Consider the following 12,882-nt stretch of genomic DNA (forward strand, 5'->3'; position numbering starts at 1 on the left):
GAGCAGAAGTCCGTGAGAATTCAGCTTTCGGGGGTCCATGCGTCATAGTCGCCGGTCGCAGGCGCGCGCTGGCCACCACGATAAACACTTCCCGGCGGGCGATAGGCAGCCGGCGTGCCGGTCAGGTTCGGCTGGTGAGGAAGCTGCCACGGCTTGCGGGCTTCCATCGGGATCGGCTGATCGTCCATGGAATGGAGCCATCCCCACCACTCAGGCGGAACGGCTGAACCATCCTCACCCTTGTTATAGATGACCCAGCGCTCATACCGCTCTCCGCCCGCTGTCTTGCGGGTCGGGCGACGCGATTCGTAATAAGCGCGACCATCACTGTCCTTGCCCACAAGGCGTCCATGCAGGCGGGTATGAAGAAGGGTGCCGAGCGTTACCATAAGATGGACCATAAGCCGTCAGATGACCCTCGTCCACTGTGCCGGACGCCGCATCACTTCACGATCTGCGGCATAGGATGTGGCCTGTTTTTCCCTGTCATAATACGGCTCCTGACAGTTATCCCCCATATCCCCACTTTGCAGAGCATTATACCCCCCATATCCTCAAGCTGACCCGCTTCCTGAGAGGCCAGCGGCAACGGTAGTCTGAGGGCATGAACGCTCATCATTACTGGAACGGTGTCGAAATGCGCACCGTCATGGCCTCGGCCGACCCGGACGCTCCGGCACGCGCGATCACGCTGCCGGCCAACTGGGATGACGAAGCCGCCGCCGCCCTCGCGGACCTCGTTCCCGGCACGAGAGCGATCTCGCTGCCTTCGGAGTCCGCGCGCTGGATCGACGCACTGATTCCGCATGGAAAGGAGCAGTCACCTTCCGGCGAGACCATCAGCGGACGGTCCCTCGCGTGGCTGCTGATCCTGAGACAGGCGGCTCCGACGCTCGCCGTCTGGCATGGAGCGTTCGATCGTCGTCCGGGATTCGTGCTCAATCTCGGCGCTTTCGTGCTGCCGGGTGAAGGATTTGCCGCCGAGACTTTCGTCGCAGCCCTGCGCCTCCTGTGCCTCACCCTTCGCACCGAAGCGAAAGCGAAGGCGATGCGTCGCAACGGCGAACTGCCGCTCGATGAGGTCTCAGACCGTGAACCGAGCCTGTTCGATCTTCCCGAAACCCCATCGGCGCCAATACCAGACACGACCGGTGATCTGCTTCCGGATGCTCCGCTACCCATCGCGGGCGAGATCCTGCTGACCAATCTCGACGCCTGCCTCGCGGGTCTCGGCCTCGACTATGACAGTGATATGGGCCGCGACGCCGCATGCTCTCTGGTCGCGCTGACCACACTCGTGGCCCGCGAAGGCACCGGCTGTGACCACCTGCCTCTCATGCCGCACCGCCACGTCATTCCCGGCCTGACCGCCGCCATCCGGGATGCATGGTCACGGGCCGCCGTCGAGACCGATGTTCCTGAGGCCCGGATCGAAACCGGTTTCTCCTCTTCAGGTCCGGTCGACGCCCTGCTGGGATGTGAAGCCTGCGGCATCGCACCGATCTTCTCACCGTTGAGCCCGGACGGTCGGCTTGCCGTCAGCGCGCTCAATCGTCTTGCCGCCAAAGGTCTCTCGGTGGAAGCAGCTCTTGCGGCCTCACTGGCCGGTGAGACACCTCTTTTACTACCCGGAACCGACGCCCACATGCGGATGTACCGGGCTCTGGCCGGCTTCGTGGATCGTGTCCCGGCTCGGCCCGACCCAACGATGCCCATCCCGCCGCGCATCCTTCCGCGCGGGGTGATCCATCCGCTGCCGGAACGGCATGCCGGGATCGCGCAGAAAGCATCTGTCGGCGGTCATCGATTTTTCCTGCGAACTGCGGAATATGAAGACGGCACGCTGGGTGAAATCTCCCTGACGCCTGCTCGCGAAAGCGCCATGGTGCGTGGGCTGATGGAAAGTTTCAGTCAGGCCGTCAGTCTGGGGCTACAATATGGTGCGCCGCTCGAAGACTATATCGAGCGTTTCGCCTATTCCTCGTTCGGTCCGGCCGGGACCGTCGAGGGCGACCCCGTGACCTCTTATGCCACCTCGATTCTGGATTATGTCTTCCGCTCACTATCCAGCCTGTATCTCCAGCAGCGCCTGCCGGACGCGCCGCACGAAGAGAACGGTGGCGACAGTTCTCCGCTGTTGCCGTTCGACGTGGCCCAGACAGAGGGGAAGCCGACACAGCCTCCCCGCCGTGGGCTGCGCCTCGTCAGTTAAGACGGTCTCCCGGCATTCTTCAGCGAATGCCGGGAGGTTTCCAGTGATGATGAAATAAGAAAGCAGGAGCCGGTCGCGATCCTGAAGGATTTTAGGCTGTGGGGTCCGCAGAGTGCTTTCCTGCGTTTACAGACTGTTTGACAGTCTTCCTCACGCGAAAACCGGCCACATCCCTCCTGTATCTGCATGCCCTAAGCACGCAGATGCAGGAGGGGCAGTTATTCAGGGGTCACGAGGTCGTAGTAGTTCTGGTCGAGCATGAGATGCTGTGAATACGCCGGATCCCGCCGATACAGATCCACATCTCCCCACCGCTGATGCATGTATTGGGTCTCGGCGAAGAAGCGCGCCTCGTGCTCCGGGCGATCATCACTCCCACGCGACAGGCTCTCGTGGTGCACGGCGACGAAATTATTGCACTGAATGATGCGCCATCCTGCCTCGCGCAATTTGAGGCAGAGATCGACATCGTTATAGGCAACTTTTAGATTTTCTTCGTCAAACCCACCGACTTCCCGGAACGCATCCGCCCGCACCAGCATACCGGCCGCCGTAACCGCCGTTACTTCATGGCTCAGCACAGCACGGCCGATATATCCGTAGTCGTCGCCCCGCAGGCCCCTATGCACATGCGTCGCCACGCCATCCGGGCCGACTGCCACACCAACATGCTGAACAGCCCCGTTGGGGTAAAGGAATTTTCCACCTACCGCGCCGATATCGGCTCCGGCCAGCGCCTCTCCAAGAATGGTTTCCAGCCAGTCAGCGTCTTCCACGAACAGATCGTTGTTCATGAAAAAGAAAAAATCAGAAGAACTGCTGGCCGCCGCAAGATTGTTGAGGCGTGAGAAATTGAATTCCTCTTTGATGGTGAGGACGCTGACCTGCTTGTGCTTCTCCATCTCCTGGCAGAATGCGATCGTGTCATCCTCCATCGACCAGTTATCGACCAGGATGATGTCGTATTTCTTGTAGGCCGTGTGGGCCAGAATACGGGAAATGCACTCCCGGGTGATATTCACCTGATCCCGAAACGGAATGATGATCGATACGGACGGCTGACGACCACAGGGCCACAGGACGTTATAGATCGTGAGATTATTGATGGCCTCCACGCGCGCTTCGTGCCCGACCCTCTGGAGGTGATCCGCCACGCAGCGGACACCAGCATCCACGGCATACTGCTTATTGGCGATGGTCATGGCCGTGGAGTTCGGTGTCTTGCGCCAATGATAGAGGATTTCCGGCACATGCAGGAAATCCTCGCGCGGCACGATCTCCGTAAGACGCAGCATCAGGTCATGATCCTGCGCGCCATCATAGGTAGCGCTCAGATCGCCAGCCCTACGGAGGACATCGGCGCGCACCATCGTGAGATGACAGATGTAATTGCATCCCAGCAGGTAACGATAATCGAAATCCGGCTTGAAGTTCGGCTCCTGAAAATAACCGGCCTGATCGACCTTGTCCTCATCGGAATAGATTACCAGAGGATCAGATCCATGTGCCGCCTGCAACATGCCTTCAAGCGCCACATCCACCATCAGATCATCATGATCGAAGAAGGCTATCCATTCGCCTTTCGCCGCCTTGATCCCCGCATTGGTTGCACCCGAGATACCGGCATTCTTCTTCAGCCGGATAAGTTTTATGCGCGGGTCGGTGCGGCAATAGTCCGCCATCCGGGCAGCAACTTCCAGAGACTTGCCGCCATCATCGACAACGATGAGCTCCCAGTTACTCCAGGTCTGCGCCATCACGGATTCAATCGCGGCGACGAAGTCCGTCATGTCCGGCTTGTAGGTGGGGCAGATCACGCTCACCAGCGGACCTTTACCGATAAAAGCGGGACCCAGCTGCTGACGCCTTTCTGCGACACGCGCTCTCAGCACATTGAAATAACGACGCGCCCAGACATCATAATCCGCCAGATTGAAGCGCTGCTCGGGAAGAAGATTGACGATCTGCGTACGCAGAGAGGCGATCTCACGATGCAGCCGGCCAACGGTTTCATTCAATGACAGCAGATGTGCTTCAAGCCGATCATCGACGAGAGTGGTCGTGACGGGACTACCCTGAAGCTCGACCGCCCCGGGTTCGGCAAAAAAACTGATCGTCTTCTGTCCGGTCTGACGACGATGCCGGGGAATGATCAGTTCAAAACCGCAGTTGGCGTCTCCGCCTACTGCCGCCGCCACATCGCCCCGGAAACGATCAGCCCGTATGCGGGCAAAAGGAACGCCATCCATGAAGACGGACAGTTCGCACTGACCTTTCCTGCTCCCCGTCGCCGGATCAATCTGCTGTACCCACCCCCGCAGGGCGCCTCGTGAAAAGCCGTCCACGAAGGACTCATAGACATAACGCGGCTGGAGAACGGCACGGATATCTTCCTCAAGAAAATCCTCCCCGTCCGTGATGAGCGTGGGCACGATGGAACGATCCGGAAAACGCAGGCCAACGCGATGCTCCCGACCATCTGCCAGCGAGGCAGGAAGCATGAAGGAAAAGCCGAGGTTAGGCGTCATCACGCCTATATTTTCCTGCACATCGGAGCGGGGCAGATCGCACACAACGCTTCCGATTTCCTGACCGTCCAGAAGGACATGCAATGTCACCGGCACGCGGGGAGCGGCAAGATTACAGGCCCACCCTTTCAGTTCCAGGCCATCCATCTGGTCAAAATAGCCAAGAAACCGGGTAACCCGCCGAGAGGTCGGTAATGGGGCTTTCATCAAAATCCTCGTTTCCAATGCCCACTCCTGAAGGAGTGAGTAACAGATCCAAATCACCGTTCGGCAACGAGATCAAAAAATCGCCGTCAACAACATTTCCGCATCAAATGACCTGTGACGGACACAGACGCGAAAGCCTCAACATGCGCCCCTGACGTACCGCACGAACCGCCGGGCGCTCCGCATCCACGATTCTGACACCGAAGCACCCTGCAATGTCAGAAAGATGTCGTCTAATCCTTAACTTTAAGAAAATTCTTCATCGCATGACGGGCGCTGGACGCATCGGTCCCCAGCCGGATGAGTGCCGGAACCTGCAAAGGATTGCGTGCCAGCGATGCCAGCAGCCCTCCCATACCCAGCCCGCCATCTGGAGAAAGTGCGATGCCTGCCGCTGGCGGCAGCGTGCGGTCGGCAGGATCGCAGACGACCCGAAGCACGCCAAAAGGACGCTTCGCCTTCTGTGCCGCGGCCGCCAGAAATCCGCTTTCCATATCCAGCGAGCAACATCCGCTTTCCATTGCGAGGCGTTGCTTGTTTTCCGCAGTCAGCACCACGACATCGCTGTGCAGGAGAGCTCCCCCGACAACACCCGGAACGCGCTCAGCCCCCAGCGCCCTGCGCACGGCGGGTGAACAGGGAAAGAGCTTTCCATCCTTCACCACTGCATCCGGTATCAGGATGGTGCCGGGATGCAGGGCGGGATCAAGTCCCGCCGCCAACCCGAACGAGACGACCGCCGGCACCCCGCACGTCATCAGACGTGCCGCGCCGCGCGCTGCCCCCTCTCGCGTCGCGCCGCTGATGGCAATCGGCGCTTTCGGGAAGAACTGCCGCAGAAGGGAGGCTTCAGCCTTCAGTCCCACGAGGAAACCAATATCACCGGGGGAATGAAGGTCCGAAGCCATGATCAGAATCCGTAGCTCACTTCCCGCGAATTACTGTTCTCAAGATTGCGGTAACGCGACACGGCAAACAGCGGGAAGAACATGCGATAGCCATGATATTTGAGGTAGAAGACTTTCGGGAAACCAACCGCGTTATAGGGCTGCTCATCCCATTCGCCCTTCTCATTCTGATGCGTCGTCAGCCACGCAATACCGCGTGCCACCGCCGGATCATCACGCCGCCCCACCGCCATCAGGCCCAGAACGGCCCATGCGGTCTGCGATGGCAGGCTCTCCTTATAGGCGCCACGGGGACCGTTCTCGTAGCTCTCGCAGCCTTCGCCCCATCCCCCATCCGGACGCTGGGTTGAACGTAGCCATTCGACGGCGCGGCCCACCATCGGCTCGTCATGCGACACGCCAGCGGCGTTCAGCGCGCAGAGAACCGACCATGTACCGTAGATATAATTTGTGCCCCAGCGGCCGAACCACGATCCGTCTTTTTCCTGCTCCGAGCGGAGATAGGCGATTCCCCGTTCCATCACTGGCCGGTCTTCCGCATGGCCGAGCTGCGCGAGGAAGGAGATGCATCGGGCCGTTACGTCCGCCGTCGGTGGATCGAGCAGCGCGCCGTGATCCGCGAACGGGATATGGTTCAGCAGGTCCTTGTCGTTGTCGATATCGAACGCGCCCCAGCCGCCATTGGTGCTCTGCATGCCGATCACCCACTTGCGGGCCCGGTCAATGGCTTCCGCATTGGCCGGATCATTCTGGCGATGCAGCAACATGCCCACGACCGCCGTATCATCCACATCGGGATAATAGTCATTGCGGTACTGGAAGGCCCATCCGCCCGGCTCAAGGTCCGGTTTGTTGATCGCCCAGTCGCCTTTGACGTCGAGAATCTGACGTTCACGCAGCCATTCGGCCGCTTTGGCCATTTTCGCTTTCGTTTTTTCCGCTTCGACGGCGTTCGGCCCGCTGGCCGCTTCCATCATCGCGTGGCCAGCAAGCCCCGTGTCCCAGATCGGGGAGACGCAGGGCTGGCAATAGACCTCGTCACCATGATCGACCAGCAGCGCGCGGACCGATTCCCATGCCGTATTGGCGCGCGGATCGCTGTCCGGCACGCCGAGGGCGCGATACATCATGACCGTATTGGCCATCGCCGGATAAATCGCTCCCAGCCCGTCAAGGCCGTTCAGGCGGGGCTCGATGAAGTCCACCGATGCCCTGATCGCCTTCTCATGGACCTTCTTGGGGATCAGCTTCACGGCGGGGCGCAAAACCTGATCCAGAATCTTGAATGCATGTCCCCACCGTGAGCGATACGGACCACGAATCCAGTCTTTCACCTGATCCGGTGGGGTCACGAACAGTTCCTGCACATGAATCCCGCGCGGATTGACCGCAACCGGCTTCAGCGCGGCGAGAACCAGCAGTGGCGCAATCACCGTCCGCGACCAGTAGGACATGTTCCAGACGGAGAAGAATGCCGAACGGGGCAGCAGCATCAGTTCGATGGGCATCACGGGCGTGCCGTACCAGGGAATCTCCCCGAACAGCGCCAGCTGAAAACGGGTGAAGACGTTGCTGCGTTCCGCACCGCCATGCGCCAGAATCGCCTCGCGCGCCCGTTTCATATGGGGTGCATTGATGTCGTCGCCGAGGCATTTCAGCGCGAAATAGGCTTTTGTCGTGGCGGAGATATTGAACGCACCATCATGGTAGAGCGGCCAGCCACCATGATCACCCTGAATACGACGAAGATACACGCCGATCTTGTCGTCCAGCGTCTGATCGATCCTGTCGAGGAAGTGCTCCAGCAGGACGAACTCGGCCGGAATGGTCGCATCGGCTTCCAGTTCGAACACCCAGTGCCCGTCATCGTTCTGACGACCAGCCAGCGCCGCATGTGCGCGTTCAACCACCCGATCCAGTTCGCTCGTCTCCGGTCCGGCGCTCTCGACAGTGGCAGAATTCGTTACATCGTCCAGCATGGCCTGCAGTCATTCCCCCGAAAAACGGTTTATTCCAGTATGTCCGTAGCGGCAGGACGCCGTCCTGTCATCAGTCTGTCATCAACCGGGCACAGAACCGCGCAGACCAAGAGCCCGTGCGGCCGCGACACCAGATCGTATCGATCCATCAATGGTGGCGGGCAAACCCGTCGCCGTCCAGTCACCCGCCAATGCAAGATTGGAAAGGCCGGTCCGCGCGGGGGGACGCCGTTTGAGCTGAGCCGGTGTGGCGGCGAATGTCGCACGCTTTTCCCAGACGAGGCGCTGCAGGGGCGGTTCCGGGGGAAGCGGCGCATCCAGCAGTCCATCCAGTGCCTTCCGCACTTCGCCCCAGATCTGACGCCCGAGTTCTTCCGGGTCACGGGCCGCATATCTGTTAGCAGCACTTACCGTCACGGAAACGATGTCGTTCTTGAGAAACACCCATTCCGTCACTGCGCCGACAACACCAAGGAAACGGGTCTTCGCAAAAGACCCGAGCGGCATGGGTGCCCGCGCAAGGCGGAAATGGGCGTTGAAAATGCTCTCGAACTCATCGGGAACGACAAGATCCGGCAGCGCATCCTTCAGCAGACCGGCAGCCACCGGCGCGGTCACCGCGAGAATGACCGCATCATCCTCGCCAACCGCAATCCGCTCATCGGGAAACACCAGAGCCGTCACGCGCCCGGCCTGCGTCTCGATCCCCGTGACACGACGCCCGGTGCGGACTTCGCCGTGGAGGACCGCAAGATGTGCCAGCGCCGGATCGACCAGACTTTCCGACAGGCCAACTTTGGGAAAACGCGGCAGGCAGGCCCGTCCCCCTTTTGCCAGCGATTCATTCACGACATGTCCGAGCAGCGCGGCGCTCGCCACATCGCTCGGCGTGTTCAGCGCTGAGATTGAGAACGGATCAAGCAGACGTCGCGAGAACTCGCCCGGCAGCAACCGCTCCGACACGACCTGCGTCGGGCTGGCGTCGATCAGCCGTTTCAAGCTCAGCAGTTCACCGAGTCTCATGCCCGGCACCCGGCGCGTCGCACTGAACACCCACCACGGAATCCGCCCCATCGAAAGATCGAGCGTCCAGTGGCAGGGTTTTTCCAGATCCACGAATGGGAAAATCGGCTGATCCGGGCCTTGCAGCGTGTCCAGCGCGCCGATCAGGCCGAGATAGCGAAAGACTGCGTCGTTCGCCGTCAGCAGCAGATGGTTGCCGTTATCGATCCTGCAACCAAGCTTCCGGTCTTCGTAGGAGCGGGCACGCCCCCCACAGGCCGGTCCGGCCTCGTGCACGATGACATGCTGGCCGCTGCCCGCGATTTCCACGGCTGCCGAAAGACCCGACAGACCACCTCCGACAATATGAACCCGCCGCGCCATTCAATCAGGCCGCGAATGCCTGAAGGACACCAACCGCCTTGCGGATCGGAGACACGGGCGCTTCCGTCCGGACATGATCCCAGCCGCGACGCTCCAGCGCGTTCAGGATGGCGAGGTAGCAGCCGCCCATCATCCGCGCCGGCATCATCGCCTTCCGGTCGCACTTCTTCATGTCCTTGAATGCCTGACGGAAATGATCGCGGGCGCGGGCGGCCAGCACCCTCATCACACCAGCCAGCCCCGGAGCAGCCACCGCCTTCTGCGGGTCCGCCGGAACGTCGAAACGTGCCAGCAATTCCTTCGGCAGGTAGAGACGCCCGATCCGCGCATCCTCGGCGACATCACGCAGGATATTGGTCAACTGGAGAGCGCGGCCGAGGTGATAGGCCACGCGCCCGGCATGCTCTGAACTGTCGCCAAACACATGCACCGACATACGACCGACGGCGGAGGCGACACGGTCACAGTAAAGGTCGAGCGTTTCCTCGTCTGGCGCGACAATGGGACCATCGGCATCCATCGCCATACCGTCGATCACTGCATCGAAATCCTTCTGATGCAGCGAGAAAAACCTGATGGAGGCGTGCAGGACGCGATCCAGCGCATCCTCGGTCTTGTCGTCATAAAGACGGGCAATGCGTTCGCGCCATTCCTGAAGCCGCGCGAGCCGGTCCTTTGTATGCTCCGCCCCGCGCAATGCCGGGGAATCCCCGTCGGCGATATCATCCACCACACGACAGAAGGCGTAGATCGCATACATGCCATAACGGCGATAAGGGGGGAGGATTCGCATGCCTGCGGCGAACGACGTTCCCGCCTGCTTTACGATCGCCTCGACCCGCGCCAGATCGACAGGGTCGCAGCCGAGTGGCGTCGGTTCGTCCTGCGTTCCATAAATATCAGTCATGGCATCTTCTCCCGGACGGCTGAGCCGCCTCTTTCCCGCAAGCCATATCAGTTCGTCCAGGCCTTCAGTGCGGCCAGCCCCGCACGCCCGAAATCACCTCTGGTCAGCGCAACTCGTTCGGCCAGCGGATCGCCCGTGCGCAGACGCGCCGCCAGCCGATGCGCCAGCCGCACGACCGCGCCGCAATACATCCGCATCCGGCGATCGCGCACCTGATGCAGCAGCCCAAGGGATGCCGCATTCAACTGGTCCGCCTCATCCAGCATCCTGTCGAAAACACGACGCAGGGCAGGCGTGGTCACATCGCCGCGCACAGCGTCTACCGTCAGACCCTCCGCCGACAAAAGGTCTTCCGGCACATAGCACCGCCCCAGCTTGCGAAGGTCGGCCTTGCAGTCCTGAAGATGATTCAGGATCTGGAGCGAGGTGCACAGCGCGTCCGAGGCGGGAAAGGTGCGCTCGCTCTCGCCATGCAGACCGAGCAGGAACCGCCCGACCGGACTGGCGGAATAACGGCAGTAGCGATCCAGTTCGGCCTGCGTCGCGTACCGCGCTTTCACCGCATCCTCGCGGAACGCCACCAGAAGGTCGGTCGCCACCGTGAACGGAAGTCCCGTCCGCAGCACCATCTCACGCACGCGCGCCGCCGACCGGGCATCCTTGCGATCCGGGGCCTGCGCCTGTCCGTGAACGATAGCGTCCATCGCGTCGAGCCGGGCCACCTTCTCTTCGGGACTCAGCACGTCGCTGTCCGCCACGTCATCGCTGAAACGGGCAAAATCGTAATAGGCGTGAACGTGGTCACGCATTTCCCGCGCGAAGAGCACCGAGGCGACAGGGAAATTTTCGTCCGTCTGACCTTTCCCCGATGAGACGTCGGGGGCGCGCCACGGGTCGATCCCGTCACGGGCAACCGTGGCCCGAGCGTCCTCGACCGACGGTGACTCAGGCTCCGCACGGAGGGGTGATAAAGAATCCGGAAACATGGCGCGGTGGTTTACACGCTCCCGACGTCAATGCCTACACTTGGTGTTCCCTTCCAGCCGGAGATCGTCCCTGTGTTGCTCTTCTTCACCGAAGGGCACCCGTACTGCCCCGGAGCGCTTTCAGCAGTATGCATCGTCAGGCAGAACGGCCTTCATGACCCAGACACCTCTCCTCGCCTTGGATGCGGTGCCGCTATTTTCCAACATGACCGGTTGCTGCTGGTGCGCAGGAAGCAGATGCCTGAAGCGAAGCACTGGGGATTGCCGGGTGGCAAGGTCGATCCTTTCGAGAAAGTCGCCGCTACTGTCGCCCGTGAGATCGAGGAGGAACTGGGGCTGCGGATCACGCCCCGCACGCTGCTATGCGTGGTGGACCAGATCGACCGCAGCGCCGGGACCCACTGGGTCGTGCCTGTCTTTCTGGTCACGACATTCGCGAACCGGATGCGCTCAGCGAGATGGAATGGTTTGCCCTGACCTATCTGCCGGAGCCACTTACGGAGGCCACAAGGCAGAGGCGATTGCGGCCCTCTCCGAAGGCAGCAGCGCCCCCTGAAGTCAGTCCCTGCGCCTTGTTATGCAGGCGCGACAAGCCTGTTCGCAGGGCGTGGACCTAATCAGCCCGCGTGCGTCGGCTCGGTGTAGGCGCGGTTTTTCCACCGCACACCGCGTCCGCGATGGTGATCGACAGCCGAACCGATCGTCGCCGCCGTGTAGAACACGGCCACTGCGGGCAGCAGGACCGCCCAGAGGGGCGACATGCGGAAACGGCGCAACGTCGGCAGAAAGGACGCCATCGACGCCACCCAGGCCAGCGCACCGAGCTTGCGGGCCGTTCCCTTGCCGAACAGCGCCAGCATCACCGGCAGAATCCACACCAGAATCATGCCCAGCACCGTGCCGACCAGCATCAGCGGCGAGTAGCGCAACTGCACATAGGCCGTCCGGGCGATCATCTGCCAGATGTCACGGGGATGCGGATAAGGACGGATGGAGCGGGCCAGACAGGAATGGCCGAGATAGATCCGGCCACCCGAGCGTTTGACGTGCGTGGCCAGCGTGCAGTCGTCGATCAGCGCACCACGCAGGGCAGAAATACCACCAATGCGGAACAAGGCCGAACGACGGATGAGAATCGTGCCGCCAGCCGCCGCCGCAGTCCGGCTCTTCGGATCGGCGACGCGCGCGAAGGGATAAAGCAGCGCGAAGAAGAACACGAACGCGGGCACGAGCGCCTTCTCGGCAGCAGTGACGCAGCTCAGTTCCACCATCTCCGACACCATATCGAGGCCTTCCCGCTCGGCCTTCTCGACCAGCGTGGCGACATGCGCCGGATCGTGTTCGATGTCGGCGTCGGTGAAGAGGACATAACCGTCTTCGCCCGGACGGTCGGCAAAAGCGCGGGTCACACCTTGCTGCACCGCCCAGAGTTTTCCGCTCCACCCGTCGGGTCGCGGCCTGCCCTCCACAACGGTCAGGCGCCCGTCCGGATCAGCGAGCGATCGGGCCAGAGCGCCGGTACCGTCCTCGCTGCGGTCGTCCGTCAGGACTATCCTGTACTCTCCAGCATAATTCTGCGCCAGAAGCGAAGACAGGGACGAGCGGATCGATTCCGCTTCGTTACGGGCAGGCACCACGACAGTAACCGAAGGGGCGCTGTCTTTCGGGGAGGCGCGTTTCAGGACCGGTCCGCCCTGCCAGAATCGCCCATGGAATCCCAGCAAAGCCACCCACACCAAAGTCGACAGACCCGCAAGAAAAACCATCAT

At 61.3% G+C, this 12,882-nt stretch carries 9 protein-coding genes and 1 pseudogene; 2 read left to right on the forward strand and 8 right to left on the reverse strand.

Going from position 1 to position 12,882, the window contains the following annotated elements; translation table 11 throughout:
• Positions 1–20: 20 nt before the first annotated feature.
• Positions 21–389, reverse strand: coding sequence for an NADH:ubiquinone oxidoreductase subunit NDUFA12 (locus GOB81_RS11610; protein ID WP_173570638.1), 369 nt, complete (start codon positions 387–389; stop codon positions 21–23).
• 215 nt (positions 390–604) lie between these two features.
• Between GOB81_RS11610 and GOB81_RS11615 the strand changes: the two genes are divergently transcribed.
• The gene (locus GOB81_RS11615; protein WP_173570587.1) at positions 605–2,212 is read left to right on the forward strand and encodes a TSCPD domain-containing protein; all 1,608 of its coding nucleotides are present in this window, start codon (positions 605–607) and stop codon (positions 2,210–2,212) included.
• A gap of 218 nt (positions 2,213–2,430) precedes the next feature.
• On the opposite strand, the gene GOB81_RS11620 is transcribed toward GOB81_RS11615, so the two are convergent.
• The 6 genes from GOB81_RS11620 to hpnC form a co-directional block, all read right to left on the reverse strand.
• Positions 2,431–4,947, reverse strand: coding sequence for a glycosyltransferase family 2 protein (locus tag GOB81_RS11620; protein WP_173570588.1), 2,517 nt, complete (start codon positions 4,945–4,947; stop codon positions 2,431–2,433).
• A gap of 233 nt (positions 4,948–5,180) precedes the next feature.
• The gene (locus GOB81_RS11625; protein WP_173570589.1) at positions 5,181–5,855 is read right to left on the reverse strand and encodes a phosphorylase family protein; all 675 of its coding nucleotides are present in this window, start codon (positions 5,853–5,855) and stop codon (positions 5,181–5,183) included.
• A 2-nt stretch (positions 5,856–5,857) separates the two neighbouring features.
• Positions 5,858–7,834 (reverse strand): squalene--hopene cyclase, encoded by a 1,977-nt coding sequence (gene shc, locus GOB81_RS11630; protein WP_173570590.1) that lies wholly within the window; start codon positions 7,832–7,834, stop codon positions 5,858–5,860.
• An 81-nt stretch (positions 7,835–7,915) separates the two neighbouring features.
• Complete coding sequence (gene hpnE / locus GOB81_RS11635; RefSeq protein WP_173570591.1) at positions 7,916–9,220, reverse strand: hydroxysqualene dehydroxylase HpnE; 1,305 nt, start codon at positions 9,218–9,220, stop codon at positions 7,916–7,918.
• 4 nt (positions 9,221–9,224) lie between these two features.
• On the reverse strand, positions 9,225–10,127 hold the full coding sequence (hpnD, locus tag GOB81_RS11640; RefSeq protein WP_173570592.1) for a presqualene diphosphate synthase HpnD: 903 nt from the start codon (positions 10,125–10,127) through the stop codon (positions 9,225–9,227).
• Between the two features lie 47 nt (positions 10,128–10,174).
• Positions 10,175–11,113, reverse strand: a complete 939-nt coding sequence (gene hpnC / locus GOB81_RS11645) for a squalene synthase HpnC (RefSeq protein WP_173570593.1) — start codon at positions 11,111–11,113, stop codon at positions 10,175–10,177.
• Between the two features lie 132 nt (positions 11,114–11,245).
• On the opposite strand from hpnC, the pseudogene GOB81_RS11650 reads away from it, so the two are divergent.
• Positions 11,246–11,730: pseudogene (locus GOB81_RS11650) on the forward strand (NUDIX domain-containing protein).
• On the opposite strand, the gene GOB81_RS11655 reads toward GOB81_RS11650, so the two are convergent.
• A complete protein-coding gene (locus GOB81_RS11655) occupies positions 11,731–12,882 on the reverse strand; it encodes a glycosyltransferase (protein WP_173570594.1) in 1,152 nt (383 codons plus the stop codon).

Origin of the sequence: Acetobacter conturbans (genome assembly GCF_011516755.1) — a bacterium.
GTDB classification, from domain to species: domain Bacteria; phylum Pseudomonadota; class Alphaproteobacteria; order Acetobacterales; family Acetobacteraceae; genus Acetobacter; species Acetobacter conturbans.